Origin of the sequence: Pseudarthrobacter sp. PH31-O2, from assembly GCF_030063265.1 — a bacterium.
GTDB lineage: Bacteria > Actinomycetota > Actinomycetes > Actinomycetales > Micrococcaceae > Arthrobacter.
Genome location: NZ_JASIST010000001.1, coordinates 609,252 through 626,341, shown reverse-complemented (window position 1 = coordinate 626,341; position 17,090 = coordinate 609,252). Strand labels below are relative to the sequence as shown.

Here is a 17,090-nt window from a genome sequence, read left to right as displayed (position 1 = left end):
AACGTGAGTGGACGTCCGCTGATTGAGGGATGAAACCAGAGTGATCCCAGCTCGCCAGCAAAGCCATCGGAGTAGATCTGCACTCCTTGTAATCCCGGGAACACGTCGATGCCGGCAGCGGCAGAAGTCACGTCCTGGAGGCTGGCCGCGGTGTCATTTCCGCAAGTCCGCTGTACAAGCGCCGAGGCGGCCGGCACCTCTTGGTCCTTCCCTAGAGCACGTCCACGCCGTCCAGCCGCAGCTGCACCGGGTCGTCCGTGCGTTTGGCGGCCGCGGCGGCCTTAACCGCCCGCAACGCCATGGTGACGTGGGCCGCCTGGCCGTAGGGGATGAACATCAGGGTCCGGACATCATCCCCCGCCGCGCCCCGAACGCTGCCGTGGGCGGGTGCGCCGGTGATCACAAGCGGCGCGGGGCCCGCTGTCCGAAGGGTAATCCCCTGCGCGGCCAGCTGTTGCTCGACGGCCTGGCTGAAGTGCCCGACGGCGGTCCGGCCGCCCGTCAGCGACGCGACCCGAACAGCAGGGGGCAGCTGCAGTTCCTGGCGCAGGGAAAGCTCACGCTCGGCGTAGCCGGCCGGGTCCCAGCGCAGCAGCGCGCCCACACCGGCGGCGTCGTCAGCGGTGATCACCACGAGCCCGCCCTCCCCGGCGGGGCGGACCAGCGCCGCAGCGTTGAACCAGCGCCTGACGGCGTCTTCCCCGGCCCGCAGGTTTTCTCGCCGCAGCAGTGAATCGCCGTCCAGCAGAAGTGCCGCCGCATAGCCTCCGGGCGCGACGGGTTCGGCGCCGACCGTGGCGACTACCAGCGCCTTGGAATCAGGAACGGTTGCCAGCACCCGGTCCCCGGATGAGGTGACCACCGGCTTCCCGGGGAAGGCCCGGCCCAGTTCCTCAGCCGTCCGCAGGGCCCCCGTGGCGCCGCGCCTCAGCCGTGTACCATTGCACGTGCCGCAGCGCCAGTCAGGCGCCGGCGTTGAACACCAGCGGCATTGCGGCACCGCGGAGCTCCCGCTGGCCCCGGCGATGGCCAGCGGCCCGCTGCAGGACGTACAGCGCGCCGGCTCCCGGCAGTTTTCACAGGCCAGCGACGGGGCGTAACCGGCCCTCGCGACCTGGACCAGGACCGGGCCGCGTTCGAGTCCGTCCTTGGCAGCACGCCAGGCCGCGCCGGGCAGCCGTGCGATCCGGGCCAGCGGATCGTGTTCAAGTTCGTAGCTGTCGGCCGTGTTCAGCACACGCGGGACGCTCCGGCGGACAACGGAGCGTCCGGCCTCCACCGACCGGGCCCATCCTGCCTCGACGAGTCGCTGCGTTTCGGTACTCCGGGTATGCGCTGCGAGCAGGCACGCCGCGCCCTCCTGCTCGGCGCGCAGCAGCAGGACTTCGCGGGTATGGGCGTAGGGTGAGCGCTGCTCGATGTGCAGGTCGTCACCGTCGTCCCAGCAGACAACGAGACCCAGGTTGTGCACCGGGGCGTAGGCGGCGGACCTGGTGCCGACAGCAACCCCGGCGGCGCCGCTGAGGATCCGCAGGAAGCTGCGGTAGCGGGGCGTCTGGCCATCGTCCGCCGTGAGCCGGGCGACGTCCCCGGCCGGCAGCAGCTGCAGGAGCGCCGTTTCCGCCCGGTCCAGGTCACGGTAGTCGGGCACCACAACGATGGCCCCGCGGCCGGAGAGGCGGACGGCTGCAACTGCTTCGGCGATCAGCCGGGGCCAGCCGCCGGCACCGTAGCCCTGCAGTGCGCTGAGCACCGCCCGCGGCGACTCGCCTGCGTTCAGGTGCTGCAGGAAGGCCGGTCCGTTGCGGTACCCGGACCAGCGTGAACCTTCCAGACCGCCGGGAAGTGCCGCGCCCGTTCCGCGCCCGGAGGCCTCGTCGGCGAAGACTGAGGGGTCCAGGACCCCCTCGGCGGCGAGCTCCTTCTCCAGTTTCGCCATCCGCGGCGGAACCGCCACGCGGAGTACGTCGCTGACATTGCCGGCGTAGCGGGCCGCAACACGTCCCGCGAGTTCTGCGACGGCGGCCGTTAGCACCGGCACCGGCGAGAGCACTTTGTACAGCGGAACGAGGGGGTGGCCGGCGTCGGATTCGGCTGCCCGGTCCATCAGGTAACCGGCGAGCTCCTGACCGTTGAACTTAACTTTCACCCGGACGCCAGGTTGCGCCGCGGCGTCCAGGGCGGCGGGCACGCTGTAGTCGAAGGGCCGGTCAAGGTGCGGGAGGGAAGATTCAAGCCGCACCCGCGCCACCGGAAGCCGGGCGGCAAGTTCCGGACCCGGGGACGCCGCTGCCACGGTGGGAAAGCCCTGCAGCAATGAGAGTTGATGGGGTTCATCCGGGGTGGCGTGTTGAATCGGGCCGTTCATCCGTCTCCTCCCTTCAGCAGCGGTTAAGCGCCGGCCCAGCCAGCACTGCATGAAACAAAACAGCCAGGCCGCCGGATTCGGCGGCCTGGCTACAGCTCATCATGGGGCAGCGACATTAAATCACCGTAAACGATCAGCCATTGCGGTGACCAGGCTGCACAACCGGGCGTCTTACGCGTTGAAGAACGCCTTCAGCGCGTCTACCCGGTCCAGCCGCTCCCACGTGAAGTCGGGATCCTCCCGGCCAAAGTGGCCGTGGGCGGCGGTCTTGGCGTAGATCGGCCGCTTAAGGTCGAGGGCGTCGATGATGGCACGGGGGCGCAGGTCAAAGATTTCCGCGATCGCGGCACTGATCCTGGCCGGATCGACGGTCTCGGTGCCGAAGGTTTCGACATAGGTCCCTACCGGGCGGGCCTGCCCGATCGCGTAGGCGATCTGGATTTCGGCGCGCTTGGCAAGTCCGGCAGCCACCACGTTCTTGGCGACCCAGCGCATGGCGTACGCAGCTGAGCGGTCTACCTTGGACGGGTCCTTGCCGGAGAAGGCGCCGCCGCCGTGGCGTGCCATGCCGCCGTAGGTGTCAACGATGATCTTTCGTCCGGTGAGTCCGGCGTCGCCGACCGGCCCGCCAATAACGAAGGCACCGGCCGGGTTCAGGATGTTCCTGGCCCGGGAGATGTCCAGGTTGGACAGTGCCATGACCGGGTCAACGACGTGGGCCGCGAGATCGGCGCGGAGCTGGTCGAGGCTGGTGCCTTCAGCGTGCTGGCTGGAGATAACCACGGTCTCTACCGATACCGGCCGGTCACCGTCGTAGCCAACTGTGACCTGGGTCTTGCCGTCCGGTCGCAGATAGCCGAGCTCGCCGCTCTTGCGGACCTCGGTCAGCTTTTCGGAGAGCCGGTGCGCGAGCCAGATCGGGACCGGCATGTAGGAGGGGGTCTCGTCGCTGGCGTAGCCGAACATCAGGCCTTGGTCTCCCGCGCCCTGGAGGTCGTAGTCGTCCTCCTGGCGTCCTTCGCGCGATTCGAGCGAGTTGAAAACGCCACCGGCGATGTCATTGGACTGCTGCCCGATCGAGACGGACACACCGCAGCGGGCACCGTCGAAACCGTTGGCCGAGGAGTCGTAGCCGATGCCCAGGATGGTTTCCCGCACGATCTGCGGGATTTCGACATAAGCGTCGGTGGTAACCTCGCCGGCGACGTGGACCAGCCCGGTAGTGGCAAGTGTCTCCACGGCAACCCGGGACTCGGGGTCCTTGGACAACAAGGCGTCGAGGATCGCATCGCTGATCTGGTCGCAGATCTTGTCGGGGTGCCCTTCGGTCACCGACTCGGAGGTGAAGAGCCGAAGTGATGCGGGCGTGGGCCCGTGGAAATCAGGGATGTGCAGCGGTAAAGTCACTCAACTACCTTACTGGTTGGAAAACGGACGTCCGGCGGCGTGTGTCCCCGTACGACGGAGACGCAGCTGACACCGGGTTCAAGCGGGCGGAACAACCCGGCTGAGCTCGGCGCTGATGCGCTCTATTACGGCAGCCGCGACGTCGGACTTCGAACCCGACGCCTCTTGGTGTTCGGAGCCGGAGCGGGAAAGGATGACTACGGAGTTAGTGTCTTCGCCGAAGACTTTGTCCTGGCCCACCTGATTAACGACGAGCAGGTCGCATGCCTTGCGGCGCAGCTTGGCCGCTGCGTATTCCAGCACGTCACCGTCAGCATCACCGGTCTCCGCCGCGAAGCCTACGATCAGTTGGTGGCGCAAGGCCGCGTCCCGGACCTCGACGAGTTCGCGCAGGATGTCCGGGTTGCGGACCAGCGAAATGACCGGATCGGCGACGTCGTCGCGCTTTTTGATTTTGGTGTTGGACACATCCGCCGGGCGGAAGTCCGCCACGGCGGCCGCCATGATGATGACGTCGGAGTCAGCGGCCGCGTGCAGAGCCGCCTTGCGGAGCTCCAAGGCAGTCCCGACCCTGATCACGTCTACTCCGGCCGGTGCGGGGACGTCCATGTGCGCGGCCAGCAGCCGGACCTTGGCCCCGGCTTCACGGGCGGCGACGGCCAGTGCTGCACCTTGTTTGCCGGAGGACCGATTGCCGAGGAACCGGACGGGGTCCAGCGGTTCCCGTGTGCCGCCGGCGCTGACAGTAACAGTGAGTCCGGCCAGTGGCCGCAGCGGCGAAGGATCGGCGTCCTCCGCCACTGGAGCCGCTGCTGGAGCTGGCGCCCCTGCGAGGGCGAGTGCCGCCTCGAAAATAGCTTCGGGCTCAGGCAGCCTGCCGGGCCCGGAGTCCGATCCGGTGAGCCTTCCGGAGGCAGGCTCCAGCACGGTGATGCCCCGGCTGCGGAGTGTCTCGACATTCGCCTGGGTCGCCGGGTGCTGCCACATCTCGGTGTGCATGGCGGGCGCCATCAGCACCGGAGACCCGCCGGCCATCAGAAGCGTGTTGCTCAGCAGGTCGTTGGCCTGTCCGGCCGCGGCACGGGCCAGCAGGTCGGCGGTGGCGGGGGCCACTACGATCAGTTCGGCCTCGTGTCCGAGCCGGACATGGTTGACGGTGTGAACCTCGTCGAAGACGCTGTTGCTGACCGGATTTCCGGACAGCGCTTCCCACGTGGCGACACCAACAAAGCGGATCGCGGCTTCCGTGGGGACGACTGTAACGTTATGGCCGGCTTCAGTAAAAAGCCGAAGGAGGGACGCCACCTTGTAGGCGGCTATCCCTCCCCCGACTCCGAGGACTATGCGCACGTGTGCTCCGCCTGCGTAATTACTCTGCAGGTTCGATCGGAGTGGAGACGAGCTTGCCTTCATTGATCTCGCGCAGCGCGATGGAAAGCGACTTCTCGTTCAGCTTGGTGTCGACCAGCGGGCCGACGTACTCGAACAGGCCCTCGTGCAGCTGCGCGTAGTACGCGTTGATCTGGCGTGCGCGCTTGGCGCCGAAAATTACCAGTCCATACTTCGAGTCGGCGGCCTTCAGCAGCTCGTCGATCGGCGGGTTGATGATGCCTTCAAGGTTCGTGGACACGAATTCTCCAAATTCTAACGGGCCGATACGTCCCGGCGCCTAGCGTGGGTTCGGGGTCAGCCCCATGAGTGAAACAAGCTCGTCCGCTGCCCGTCGAACGTCATCATTGATGACGGTGTGGTGAAACTCCGGTTCAGCGGCAAGTTCTAGTTTAGCGGTTTCAAGCCGTCGCTGCTGTTCCTCCGCCGTTTCCGTGCCGCGGCCGACCAGGCGGCGGACCATTTCATCCCAGCTAGGCGGGGCCAGGAAGACAAACTGGGCATCCGGCACGGCCTGTTTGACCTGGCGCGCACCCTGCAGGTCGATCTCCAGGAGCACCGAACGGCCATCGGCGATGGCGGCGTCTACCGTGCTGCGCAGGGTGCCGTAGCGGTTCCGCCCATGGACCACCGCCCACTCGAGGAGGTCCCCGTTCTCGACCAGGACGTCAAATTCCTCGGCCGATTTGAAGAAGTAGTGGACGCCGTCGACTTCGCCGGGCCGCGCCTGACGTGTGGTCGCCGAAACGGAAAGCCAGACGCCGGGATAGTTGTCCCGGATATAGGTGGACACGGTGCCTTTGCCAACAGCCGTCGGGCCAGCGAGGACTGTCAGTCCCGGTTTCTTGCTCACATATTCCTTTGATCCGGTTGGGAGTCAGCCCGGCGGTCCGGGCTGCTTGTTGTCTATAAAATCTACCAGCGCCCGGCGCTGGTGATTTCCCAAACCGCGGACCCGGCGGGATGCCGCGATGCCCAGTTGCGCCATAATCGCCGCGGCACGCACCGGTCCGATGCCGGGGAGGGCTTCAAGCAGCTCGACGATCCGCATCCTGGCGATCGCGTCATTGCTCTCGCCTTCGCCCAGCAATTGCGCGATTGTCAGCTGTCCCGATTTCAGCCGGTCCTTGGCCGCGGCCCGGGTTGTCCTGGCCGCGGCGGCCTTCCCGAGGGCGTCGGCACGCTCCTGCGCAGTGAGAGGTCGCAAACCCAATGAATGCCTCCCTGCCTTGTCGGACGGACCGCTTCGACTGCCCGCCCGGACGGACCGCACGCACCACCGTGCGGTGCCGCGAACTTCCCCTGAACCTACCGTCTTGGCGAGGCAGAAATCAATGGACAACTTTCGCAGCACTGCCCGGTGTCGCTGCCCGCAGCGGACCGCGGCCGGCATGTGCCGCAGACGGCCCGCAGAGCGGTCCACCCAGCGGCCGGTTCCGTCCGCTGGGCACGCGGTCGCGCTCAGGCTGCGCGCAGCTCCTCGAGGGTGCGACGGACCGCTGCCTGGAGGTCTTTGATCCGCGGGCCGGCGGAGAGAATATCCCGGCTGGACGTAGCCAGGACCTGGCCGTAGGCGCCTCCGAAGGTCCGGCGCAAATCCGCCGCCGTCGCGCCTTGTGCCCCCAATCCCGGGGCCAGGATCGGACCACGGACGAGGGCGAGATCCAGGTCCAGGTCCAGCAGCGCGGAGCCGACGGTCGCGCCCACAACGAGGCCTACCGAACCCAACTCCCCCGGATACCGACGGTTCTCCGCGGCAGCCGCCCGCACGATCCGGCGGGCAACGGAGTCGGCGCCCCCCACGTGCTGGACCGAGGCACCCTCCGGATTGGACGTCAGTGCCAGGACGAACACACCGCGCCCGGTGTGTGCCGCAAGCTCCAGGGCCGGACGGAGCGACTCGAAGCCCAGGTACGGGCTCAGCGTGACCGAATCGGCGGCCAGGGCGGAACCGTCCCGCAGCCAGGCGTCCGCGTACGCGGCCATGGTGGAGCCGATGTCGCCGCGTTTCGCGTCGGCAATTGTCAGCACCCCGGCCTGCGCCGCAGCGGAGAGAGTGCGTTCGAGCACGGCCATGCCGGCCGAGCCGTGCCGCTCGTACAGCGCCACTTGCGGTTTAACCGCGGCAGCGAGGGCAGACACGGCCTCCAGGACGGTGAGCGAGAAGCTTTCGAGCCCGGCGGCGTCGTCGTTCAGTCCCCACTGCTGCAGCAGCGCCGGGTGCGGATCGATCCCAACGCACAATGGTCCGCGCTCCGCCATGGCCCGGCCCAACCGGGAACCGAAGGACTCCCGGGCCGCCGGGTCAGCAGCGGTGGCCTCAGGCATGCGAGTTCGCCTCCCGGGACATCCGCTCCTGTGAGAGCGCCAGTGCCGCGGCGTGCTCCTGCAGGCTCGTAACGGACCATTCGTAGGTACGAAGCGCCTCGATGGCCTGGACGGCGGCGTTGAACTCCGCCACCGTCGTGATGCACGGGATGCCGATCGACGTCGCGGCGGCGCGCAGTTCGTAGCCGTCGCTGCGGGCTTCGCCGCCGGAGGGGGTGTTGAAGACCATGTCGATCTCACCGGCGATGATGAGGTCCGCGATGGTGCCTTCGCCGTCGGCACTGGAGCCCTCGGCGACCTTCCGGACCGGGGTGGCCTGGATACCGTTGCGGCGCAGCACATCAGCGGTACCGCCGGTGGAGACGATCTCGAAGCCAAGGTCGGAAAGCCGCTTGACGCCCATGATGACGGAGCGCTTGTCCCGGTTCGCGACCGAGACGAAGATCTTGCCCCCGGTGGGCAGCGCGTTGTTGGCGGCTGCCTGGCTCTTGGCGAAGGCGGTGTCAAAGTGCTTGTCGATCCCCATCACCTCACCGGTTGAGCGCATTTCCGGCCCGAGCAGGGAGTCCACTACCTTCCCCTCCGGGGTGCGGAACCGGCTGAACGGCAGCACGGCTTCCTTGACCGACACCGGCGCGTCCAGCGGCAGCGTGGAGCCGTCCCCGGTTTCCGGCAGCATTTTGTAAGCGGTGCGGAGCTGGTTGATGGTGACGCCGGTGCCGATCAGGGCAGCCGCCTTCGCCATCTGCACACCGGTGGCCTTGGAGACGAACGGGACGGTGCGGGAAGCCCGAGGGTTGGCTTCCAGGACGTAGAGCACGTCGGAGGCAAGGGCGAACTGGATGTTGATGAGGCCGCGGACACCTACACCTTCGGCGATCGCCAGGGTGGCGGTACGGACGCGTTCGAGCACGTTGTTGCCTAAGGTGATCGGCGGCAGCACGCAGGCGGAGTCGCCGGAGTGGATGCCGGCTTCCTCAATGTGCTCCATGATGCCGCCGAGGTACATCTCGGTGCCGTCATAGAGGGCGTCGACGTCAATTTCGACGGCGTCCTCGAGGAACCTGTCGATCAGCACCGGGTGGTCCGGGGTGATCTCAGTGGCGTTGGCGATGTAGCGGGAGAGATTGGGCTCGTCGTAGACGATCTCCATGCCGCGTCCACCGAGTACGTAGGACGGTCGGACCAGGACCGGGTAGCCGATCTCGTCAGCGATCTTTTTGGCGTCGTCGAAAGACACCGCGGTGCCGTTCTTGGGCGAGATGAGTCCGGCCTTGTCCAGCACGCGGGAGAAGGCGCCGCGGTGCTCGGCGAGGTCGATCGCTTCCGGGGAGGTCCCCAGGATCGGCACGCCGGCATCGGCGAGCTGCTGGGCGAGCTTGAGCGGGGTCTGTCCGCCGAGCTGGACGAACACGCCCAGCACGCCGCCGGTGCGTTCCTCGGCCGCGATGACTTCCAGGACGTCCTCAAGCGTCAGCGGCTCGAAGTACAGCCGGGTGGAGACGTCGTAGTCGGTGGAGACGGTCTCGGGGTTGCAGTTGACCATCACTGTTTCGTAGCCGGCCTTGCGGAGCGCCATGGAGGCATGGACGCAGGAATAGTCAAACTCAATTCCCTGCCCGATCCGGTTCGGCCCGGAGCCGAGGATGATGATGGACGGCTTGGCGTGCAGCGCGATCTCGTCCTCCTCGTCGTAGGAGGAGTAATGGTAGGGGGTGTACGCGGCAAACTCGGCGGCGCAGGTGTCCACGGTCTTGTAGACGGGGCGGATGCCGAGGGCCTGGCGGACGCCGCGGACGACGTCCTCGGAGTTGTGCGTCAGGGCACCAATCTGTTCGTCGGAGAAGCCGTGGCGCTTGGCCCGGGTCAGCATCTCCGGGGTCAGTGCGGCGGCCCTGCGGATTTCAACCGAGATCTCATTCAGCAGCTGGAGCTGGTCCAGGTACCAGGGGTCGATCTTCGTCGCTTCGAAAAGCTGCTCCACGGTGGCCCCGCCGAGCATGGCACGCTGGACCTGGTGCAGGCGCTCGGTGGTGGGACGCTTGGATTTTTCGATCAGTTCCGGGACTTCCCATTCCGGAACGTGGCTGAAGTCCAGCTGCGAGCCCTTCTGCTCGAGGGAACGCAACGCCTTCTGCAGGGCCTCGGTGAAGTTGCGGCCCATCGCCATGGCCTCGCCCACCGATTTCATGGTGGTGGTCAGCGTGGGGTCAGCGGCCGGGAACTTCTCAAAAGCAAAGCGCGGGACCTTCACGACGACGTAGTCCAGCGTCGGTTCGAAGGACGCCGGGGTCTTCTGTGTGATGTCGTTCGGGATCTCGTCCAGGGTGTAACCGAGCGAGAGCTTGGTGGCGATCTTGGCGATCGCGAAGCCGGTGGCCTTCGAGGCCAGGGCGGAGGACCGGGAGACCCGCGGGTTCATTTCAATCACGACGACGCGGCCGGTGTCCGGCTCGACGGCGAACTGGATGTTGCAGCCGCCGGTGTCGACGCCGACTTCGCGGATGACGGCGATGGAAATGTCGCGCAGCCGCTGGTATTCGCGGTCCGTCAGCGTCAGCGCGGGGGCGACGGTGATCGAGTCCCCGGTGTGTACCCCGACAGGGTCGAAGTTCTCGATCGAGCAGACGACCACAACGTTGTCGTTCTTGTCGCGCATCATCTCAAGCTCGTACTCCTTCCAGCCGAGGATGCTCTCTTCGAGCAGCACCTCACTGGTGGGGCTGTACTGCAGTCCCTGGCCAACGATCCGGCGGAGGTCCTTCTCGTCGTAGGCCAGGCCGGAGCCGAGGCCGCCCATGGTGAAGGAGGGCCGAACCACCATCGGGTAGCCGAGGTCCTCGGCGGCGGTCAGTGCCTCATCAAGGGAGTGGATGATGTGGCTGCGGGCCGATTCGGCGCCGCAGCGTTCCACCACACCCTTGAACTTTTCGCGGTCCTCGCCGAGCTCGATCGCGGCGATGTTGGCGCCGATCAGCTCGACGTTGTATTTCTCCAGGACGCCGTTTTTGTCCAGCGCGATGGCGGTGTTCAGTGCGGTCTGGCCGCCCAGGGTGGGCAGGATCGCGTCAGGGCGTTCCTTGGCGATGATCTTCTCGACCACTTCGGGCGTGATCGGCTCGATGTACGTGGCGTCGGCAAACTCGGGGTCGGTCATGATGGTGGCCGGGTTGGAGTTGACGAGGATGACGCGCAGGCCCTCCTCCTTGAGGACGCGCAGGGCCTGGGTGCCGGAGTAGTCGAATTCGGCGGCCTGGCCGATCACGATCGGGCCGGAGCCGATGACCAGGACGCTCTTAAGGTCAGTTCTCTTAGGCATTACTTCGTGTCCTCAGTCTTGGAGTCGGTGGCAGTCTTTGTAGCGGAAGCAGTGTCCGCCATCAGCTCGATGAAGCGGTCAAAGAGGTAGGCGGCGTCGTGCGGTCCGGCGGCTGCCTCGGGGTGGTACTGGACCGAGAAGGCCGGGATGTCGAGGCAGGACAGCCCCTCTACAACCTCATCATTCAAGCTGATGTGGCTGACTTCGACCCGGCCAAAGCGCTCCTCCGGGGCCTGCGTGGCCCCGTCGAGCGGGGCGTCGACGGCGAAGCCGTGGTTCTGCGAGGTGATTTCCACCTTGCCGGTGCGGCGGTCCAGGACCGGCTGGTTGATGCCGCGGTGGCCGTAGCGCAGCTTGTAGGTGCCGAATCCCAGGGCGCGGCCCAGGATCTGGTTGCCAAAGCAGATGCCGAAGTACGGGATCTTCTCGTCCAGGACGGAGCGGAGCAGCTTGACCTGGTTGTCGGCGGTAGCGGGATCGCCCGGTCCGTTGGACATAAAGAAGCCGTCGGGGTTGACCGCCTGGACATCGGCCAGGGTGGCGGTGGCCGGCAGCACATGCACCCGGACGCCGCGTTCGGCGAAGCGGACGGGAGTCATCCTTTTGATGCCGAGGTCGATCGCGGCGATGCTGAAGACGGGTTCGCCGTCCCAGCCCCAGTCCTTGGGTTCCACGGTGTAGGCCTTATCAACGCTGACTTCCTCGGCCAGGCGTGAGCCCTCCATCGGGGCACTGGCCAGGACCGCCTCGACCAGCTCCCGGTCCGCCGCGCGGGCGGCGTCGCCGGAAAAGATTCCGGCCCGCATGGTCTTGTGTTCGCGGAGGTGGCGGGTGATGGCGCGGGTGTCCACGCCCTGGATGCCGACGATTCCCTGTTCGGCCAATTCAGCATCGAGGCTGCGTTCGGAGCGCCAGTTGGAGGGCCGCCGGGCGGCGTCGCGGACGATGTAGCCGGCCACCCAGATGCGCCATGACTCTGCGTCTTCCTTGTTCACCCCGGTGTTGCCGATGTGCGGGGCGGTCTGGACCACCAGCTGGCGGGCGTAGGAGGGGTCCGTGATGGTCTCCTGGTAGCCGGTCATACCGGTCGCGAAGACGGCTTCGCCGAGTGCGGTTCCGGTGGCGCCGTAGCTGGTACCGCGGAATATCCGGCCGTCCTCCAGGACGAACACGGCGGGGGCGGGTGCAGTTGTTGTCGCTGCAGTTGTTGTCACGTCTGAAACTTCGTTGGATTCCGTCACGTCGTTACTTTCCACTATCGGCATTGGCCTGGGGGGCCGCGGGGATCAAATCATGCAGTGCTTTGAGGAGGATGTTTTTGTCGTCGGCGCGCCGGGTGCGGAACCCGGAATCGAGTTCGCGGCTGCCGAGCATCCAGCTGATTATCAGCAGCCCGTCCTTTTCGACGAATTTTCCGGCCATCCCGCTTTCCTGCCGCACGCCGGTGAGGCTGCCCGCGGGGATAAAAACCGGGCCGGCGCCGGCGCGGTCGAACAGCACCCCTTCGGGGTGGACGCTGAGTTCGGCGTTCGTCCGGATCCCCAGCTGATGCACGGCGATCCGGTCCAGCCAGTCGCCGGCGGTGGTGGTGGTCACGTACTGACCGGCGGCGGCGGCCAGCGATGCGCCGAGACCGGCGGGGACCGGCGGGAGGGGGTCGACGTCGGCCTGGCGGCGCAGCCGGTTCCGCCAGCCGAACCACATCAGCACCAGCACCGCTGCCGCGAGGGCGAGCATCAAAAGTCCGGGGAGCAACCTGTCCATCAGGGACGGCCCGCCGATGCGGTGCCAGCGGGCTCTGCCGGCCACCGGTAGGGGGTATTGAGCTGGCCGTCCAGGACTGTGGGGTGGCCCTTGAAGAACGTCGCCACCACTTTGCCGGGAAGCTCCCGGCCGGCAAACGGTGAGTTACGGCCCATGGTGGCCATCTTAGAAGGGTCCACGGTCCAGCGCGCAGCCGGGTCCACGAGTGTGACGTTGGCGGGTTCGCCGGCCTCCAGCGGACGGCCCTGGTCGCCAAGGCGTCCAATTGCCGCCGGGGCGCTGGAGGTGACGCGCGCGAAGTCGGCCCAGCCCATCAGCCCGGTTTCGATCATGGTGTGCTGGACAACGGACAGCGCGGTTTCCAGCCCGGTCATGCCCATGGCCGCCTGTGCCCATTCACACTCCTTGTGCTCGCTGGGGTGCGGGGCGTGGTCGGTGCCAACAACGTCGATCGTGCCGTCGGCGAGAGCGGCGCGCAGGGCCTGGACATCGGCGCCGGTGCGCAGCGGCGGGTTGACCTTGTAGACCGGGTCGTAGCTGCGCGCTAGCTCATCGGTGAGCCAGAGGTGGTGCGGGGTGACTTCGGCCGTGACGTTCACGCCGCGGGATTTGGCCCAGCGGATGATCTCTACGGAACCTGCAGTGGAGACGTGGCAGACGTGCAGCCTGGAGCCGACGTGCTGGGCCAGGAGGACGTCGCGGGCAATGATGCTTTCCTCGGCGACGGCTGGCCAGCCGGTGAGGCCGAGGACGGCGGAGACCTCCCCTTCGTTCATCTGGGCCCCGGCGGTGAGACGGGGTTCCTGTGCGTGCTGGGCCACGACGCCGTCGAACGCTTTGACGTATTCCAGCGCACGGCGCATCAGGACGGGGTCGTGGACACACACGCCGTCATCGGAGAAGACCCGGACGCGGGCCCGGGAGTCCGCCATCGCACCGAGCTCGGCCAGCTGCTCCCCCGCCAGGCCCACGGTGACGGCGCCCACCGGGCGGACGTCCACCCAGCCGGCGGTGCGGCCGAGGGTGAGGACCTGTTCGACGACGCCGGCAGTATCGGCCACCGGGGTGCTGTTGGCCATCGCGTGCACCGCCGTGTAGCCGCCCAAGGCAGCGGCGCGGGTGCCGGTTTCGACCGTTTCGGCGTCTTCGCGGCCGGGTTCACGCAAGTGCGTGTGGATATCCACCATGCCGGGCAGGGCCACCAGGCCGGCCGCGTTGATGACGGTCGCCCCGTCCGCTGGGAGGTTGTGCCCGCGGGCGGCAATGATTCCGTCCCGGATCAGCAGGTCTTCGGGGGCTCCGCCGAGGATGGCGGCGCCGCGGATCAGGTAGGCGCCCGCTCCGGGGTCCTGGGGTTGTGCTGCCATTAGTGGCTCTCCTTGGGGGCGGGGGTGGAGGTGTTCTCTGCGGGGCGGATGGTGCTGGTGTGGCCTGCCGGTTCGCGGTTGTCACCTGAGAGCAGCAGATAGAGGGCTGCCATGCGGATGGACACACCGTTGCGGACCTGAGCCAGCACCGTGGAGCGGGGCGAGTCGGCCGCGGCGGAAGAGATTTCCAGCCCGCGGTTCATCGGCCCGGGGTGCATGATGATGGTGTCTTTCAGGCCCAGATGGTCGAGGGCCTGGAGGCGGTTGTCATCAAAGCCCCAGCGCCGCGAATATTCGCGGGTGCTCGGGAAGAACGACGCGTTCATCCGCTCGCCCTGGACCCGCAGCATCATCACGGCGTCAACGCCGCCGGCAAGCGTCTCGTCAAGGTCGTAGCTGACGCTGCAGGGCCATTTTTCGACGCCGATCGGCAGCAGCGTCGGCGGGGCAACCAGGGTGACCTCGGCGCCGAGGGTGCGCAGCAACCAGACGTTGGAACGCGCCACCCGGGAGTGCAGCACGTCGCCGGCAATCGCTACCCGCATGCCGGCGAGGTCCGCACCCGCGGACGGGGTTCCGGCCAGCCGTGACCAGTGCCGGCGCATGGTGAAGGCGTCCAGCAGCGCCTGGGTGGGGTGTTCGTGGGTGCCGTCGCCGGCGTTGATTACGGCGGCGTCGATCCAGTCGGTGGCGGCGAGGCGGTGCGGGGCACCGGAGGCCCAGTGCCGGATAACGACGGCGTCGGCGCCCATCGCAGCGAGTGTCTGGGCGGTGTCCTTGAGGGATTCGCCTTTGGAGACGGAGGAACCCTTCGCAGCGAAGTTGATGACGTCGGCGGAGAGCCGTTTGGCGGCGGCCTCGAAGGAGATCCGGGTGCGCGTTGAGTCCTCGAAGAACAGGTTCACGACGGTCCGGCCGCGCAGGGTGGGAAGCTTTTTCACCTCACGCTCCCCCACCGCGGCCATTTCCTCGGCGGTGTCGAGGATCCGGACCGCGTTGGACAGGCTCAGGTCCTCGGTGGAGAGCAGGTGCTTCATGCGGCGGCCTCGATAACCACTTCGTTGACCGGTACGCCGTCGACCGAGTCGGTCTCCGCCAGCCGGACCCGGACCTTTTCGGAAGAGGACGTGGGGAGGTTTTTGCCCACATGGTCCGCGCGGATGGGCAACTCCCGGTGGCCGCGGTCAATCAGCACTGCAAGGCGCACGATCCGCGGCCGGCCCAGGTCGATGATCGCGTCGAGGGCCGCCCGGATGGTCCGGCCGGAGTACAGGACGTCGTCGATCAGGACAACTACCTTGTTGTCGATGCCGGTGCGGGGAAGCTGGGTGGGGTACGGCGGCCGCAGTCCCTGGTGGGAGAGATCGTCGCGGAACATTGTCACATCCAGCTGGCCGACAATCGCCGCGGGGTCCACGGTCGGATCTGCTGCGGCAATCTTGGCTGCGAGCCGGACGGCGAGCGGGTAGCCCCGGCGCGGGATGCCCAGCAGGACCAGATCCTGGGAGCCTTTGTTGGACTCGAGAATTTCATGGGCGATACGAGTGAGTGCACGGTCAATATCCGCCTGGCTAAGCACTACGCGGGCGAGTGCAGCCTTGGCCGGAACCGGTGCTTCTGGAACAGAAGTCAACGCTCGTCTCCCCTTTCCCCGCCTCACGGGACGGAATTAAAAAAGGATGGTTTGCGCTCCTAAATTACCACAGCACTCCGACGGCGCCGACGCCGGGGGCCTGCGATTCAGCTCACACGCACATGGGCTCGAGTCCATAACAACAAACGATCCACCGCCGGAGCACCACCGCTCCGGCGGACTCCCGGGCGGTCCGCGGCCGCGGCCCCGGCAGGCCAATCCGACGTGGCTCGGACATGTCCGGCCGGAGTATTACCGGCCGGCCCCGGCAGCGGATCCTCAGGGGCTGCGATGCGCCCGTACACCACCTCGACGGGCACCATCAACCCGCCGAGACTGCCCCCTCCCGGACGCCGTCGCCGGCTGCCTGGAGAACACCAAAGAACCCCGCCCGGGATGATCCGGACGGGGTTATTGTGAGCTTCGGGGTCAGGCGAGCAGCGAAGGCTTCAGCTGCTGCAGCCGGCCCAGCAGGCCGTTGATAAACGACGGCGACTCGTCGGTGGAGAGGGTCTTGGCCAGGGCCACGGCCTCGCTGACGGCAACGCCGTCGGGCACGTCGTCGTTGTACAGCAGCTCCCAGGTGCCGATCCGCAGGATGATGCGGTCCACGGACGGCATACGTTCCAGCGTCCACCCCTGCGAATAGGTTTCCAGGAATTCGTCGATCGCAGCCTGGTGGGAGACCACACCCTCGACGATTTCGAGGGTGTACGGGTTAACGATCTGGTCCGTCTGCTCCCGCCGGGACTTCAGCACATCGAACGCTGACACGGAACGTTGTTCCGCCTCAAAGAGCACATCCAGGGCCCGGTTGCGGGCCTTACCGCGGGCACTCACTAGTCGTTAACCCGCCCGAGGTAGTTTCCGTCACGGGTATCAACTTTGACCTTGGTGTTGTTCTCGACGAACAACGGCACCTGGATCTCGTAGCCGGTCTCAAGGGTGGCGGGCTTGGTGCCGGCCGAGGAGCGGTCGCCCTGAAGGCCCGGTTCCGTGTAGGTGATTTCCAGTACCACGCTGGGCGGCAGCTCGATGTACAGCGGGTTGCCCTCATGGATGGCAATGCTGACCTTCTGGTTCTCGAGCATAAAGTTGGTGGCGTCCCCGACGGTTGCCCCCGAAACGGTGAGCTGGTCGAAATCGGCCGTGTCCATAAACACGAAGTCCGCGCCGTCCTGGTACAGGTACTGGTAGTCACGGCGGTCTACCGTTGCGGTCTCGATCTTCAGTCCGGCGTTGAAGGTCTTGTCCACGACCTTGCCGGACATCACGTTGCGCATCTTTGTGCGGACGAACGCGCCACCCTTACCGGGTTTGACGTGCTGGAACTCGATGATGTTCCAGAGCTGGCCCTCAAGTTTGAGGACGGTTCCGTTCTTGATGTCGTTAGTGGTTGCCACTGTATCCTCTGGTTTCTCTTCTGACGGCTTCTAGCTGCCAGCCGGTTATGCCAGGCAAGCATGCCAAATGGCCCGCCAGCGCGTATTTATCAAAAATCCAAAAACCATTCTA

At 66.7% G+C, this 17,090-nt stretch carries 15 protein-coding genes; all 15 read right to left on the bottom strand.

Features of this window, described 5'->3' with window-relative positions; all coding sequences use genetic code 11:
* Positions 1–211 precede the first annotated feature (211 nt).
* Positions 212–2,368, bottom strand: coding sequence for a primosomal protein N' (locus QMG72_RS02835; protein WP_283479596.1), 2,157 nt, complete (start codon positions 2,366–2,368; stop codon positions 212–214).
* 171 nt (positions 2,369–2,539) lie between these two features.
* Positions 2,540–3,775 carry a methionine adenosyltransferase gene (metK, locus tag QMG72_RS02830; protein ID WP_226775144.1) on the bottom strand — a complete coding sequence of 412 codons (1,236 nt, stop codon included), beginning with the start codon at positions 3,773–3,775 and terminating at the stop codon, positions 2,540–2,542.
* A gap of 78 nt (positions 3,776–3,853) precedes the next feature.
* Complete coding sequence (gene coaBC, locus QMG72_RS02825; RefSeq protein ID WP_283479594.1) at positions 3,854–5,125, bottom strand: bifunctional phosphopantothenoylcysteine decarboxylase/phosphopantothenate--cysteine ligase CoaBC; 1,272 nt, start codon at positions 5,123–5,125, stop codon at positions 3,854–3,856.
* 19 nt (positions 5,126–5,144) lie between these two features.
* Positions 5,145–5,405, bottom strand: coding sequence for a DNA-directed RNA polymerase subunit omega (gene rpoZ, locus QMG72_RS02820; RefSeq protein WP_011692102.1), 261 nt, complete (start codon positions 5,403–5,405; stop codon positions 5,145–5,147).
* A 39-nt stretch (positions 5,406–5,444) separates the two neighbouring features.
* Complete coding sequence (gene gmk, locus QMG72_RS02815) at positions 5,445–6,017, bottom strand: guanylate kinase (protein WP_283479589.1); 573 nt, start codon at positions 6,015–6,017, stop codon at positions 5,445–5,447.
* Between the two features lie 24 nt (positions 6,018–6,041).
* Positions 6,042–6,377 carry an integration host factor, actinobacterial type gene (gene mihF, locus QMG72_RS02810; protein WP_283479588.1) on the bottom strand — a complete coding sequence of 112 codons (336 nt, stop codon included), beginning with the start codon at positions 6,375–6,377 and terminating at the stop codon, positions 6,042–6,044.
* A 248-nt stretch (positions 6,378–6,625) separates the two neighbouring features.
* Positions 6,626–7,492 carry an orotidine-5'-phosphate decarboxylase gene (gene pyrF / locus QMG72_RS02805; protein ID WP_283479586.1) on the bottom strand — a complete coding sequence of 289 codons (867 nt, stop codon included), beginning with the start codon at positions 7,490–7,492 and terminating at the stop codon, positions 6,626–6,628.
* The gene (carB, locus tag QMG72_RS02800) at positions 7,485–10,811 is read right to left on the bottom strand and encodes a carbamoyl-phosphate synthase large subunit (protein ID WP_283479585.1); all 3,327 of its coding nucleotides are present in this window, start codon (positions 10,809–10,811) and stop codon (positions 7,485–7,487) included. Before carB ends, pyrF begins: the two co-directional genes overlap by 8 nt.
* Entirely contained in the window at positions 10,811–12,076 is a 1,266-nt protein-coding gene (carA, locus tag QMG72_RS02795; RefSeq protein ID WP_283479583.1) for a glutamine-hydrolyzing carbamoyl-phosphate synthase small subunit, read from the bottom strand. The genes carB and carA overlap by 1 nt, the downstream gene beginning before the upstream one ends.
* On the bottom strand, positions 12,057–12,575 hold the full coding sequence (locus QMG72_RS02790; protein WP_283479735.1) for a PH-like domain-containing protein: 519 nt from the start codon (positions 12,573–12,575) through the stop codon (positions 12,057–12,059). The genes carA and QMG72_RS02790 overlap by 20 nt, the downstream gene beginning before the upstream one ends.
* The gene (locus QMG72_RS02785) at positions 12,575–13,942 is read right to left on the bottom strand and encodes a dihydroorotase (RefSeq protein WP_226775137.1); all 1,368 of its coding nucleotides are present in this window, start codon (positions 13,940–13,942) and stop codon (positions 12,575–12,577) included. The genes QMG72_RS02790 and QMG72_RS02785 overlap by 1 nt, the downstream gene beginning before the upstream one ends.
* Positions 13,942–14,979, bottom strand: coding sequence for an aspartate carbamoyltransferase catalytic subunit (locus QMG72_RS02780; RefSeq protein ID WP_226775136.1), 1,038 nt, complete (start codon positions 14,977–14,979; stop codon positions 13,942–13,944). Before QMG72_RS02780 ends, QMG72_RS02785 begins: the two co-directional genes overlap by 1 nt.
* Positions 14,976–15,575, bottom strand: a complete 600-nt coding sequence (pyrR, locus tag QMG72_RS02775) for a bifunctional pyr operon transcriptional regulator/uracil phosphoribosyltransferase PyrR (RefSeq protein WP_226775135.1) — start codon at positions 15,573–15,575, stop codon at positions 14,976–14,978. The genes QMG72_RS02780 and pyrR overlap by 4 nt, the downstream gene beginning before the upstream one ends.
* 429 nt (positions 15,576–16,004) lie before the next feature.
* Positions 16,005–16,415, bottom strand: coding sequence for a transcription antitermination factor NusB (gene nusB, locus QMG72_RS02770; protein WP_024368581.1), 411 nt, complete (start codon positions 16,413–16,415; stop codon positions 16,005–16,007).
* Entirely contained in the window at positions 16,415–16,978 is a 564-nt protein-coding gene (gene efp / locus QMG72_RS02765; protein ID WP_226775134.1) for an elongation factor P, read from the bottom strand. The genes nusB and efp overlap by 1 nt, the downstream gene beginning before the upstream one ends.
* Positions 16,979–17,090: the final 112 nt, after the last annotated feature.

Coding starts and splice junctions, on each gene's coding strand:
- QMG72_RS02835 (WP_283479596.1), bottom strand. CDS start 2,368: ATGAACGGCCCGATTCAACACGCCACCCCGGATGAACCCCATCAACTC.
- pyrF (WP_283479586.1), bottom strand. CDS start 7,492: ATGCCTGAGGCCACCGCTGCTGACCCGGCGGCCCGGGAGTCCTTCGGT.
- carB (WP_283479585.1), bottom strand. CDS start 10,811: ATGCCTAAGAGAACTGACCTTAAGAGCGTCCTGGTCATCGGCTCCGGC.
- carA (WP_283479583.1), bottom strand. CDS start 12,076: ATGCCGATAGTGGAAAGTAACGACGTGACGGAATCCAACGAAGTTTCA.
- QMG72_RS02790 (WP_283479735.1), bottom strand. CDS start 12,575: ATGGACAGGTTGCTCCCCGGACTTTTGATGCTCGCCCTCGCGGCAGCG.
- QMG72_RS02785 (WP_226775137.1), bottom strand. CDS start 13,942: ATGGCAGCACAACCCCAGGACCCCGGAGCGGGCGCCTACCTGATCCGC.
- QMG72_RS02780 (WP_226775136.1), bottom strand. CDS start 14,979: ATGAAGCACCTGCTCTCCACCGAGGACCTGAGCCTGTCCAACGCGGTC.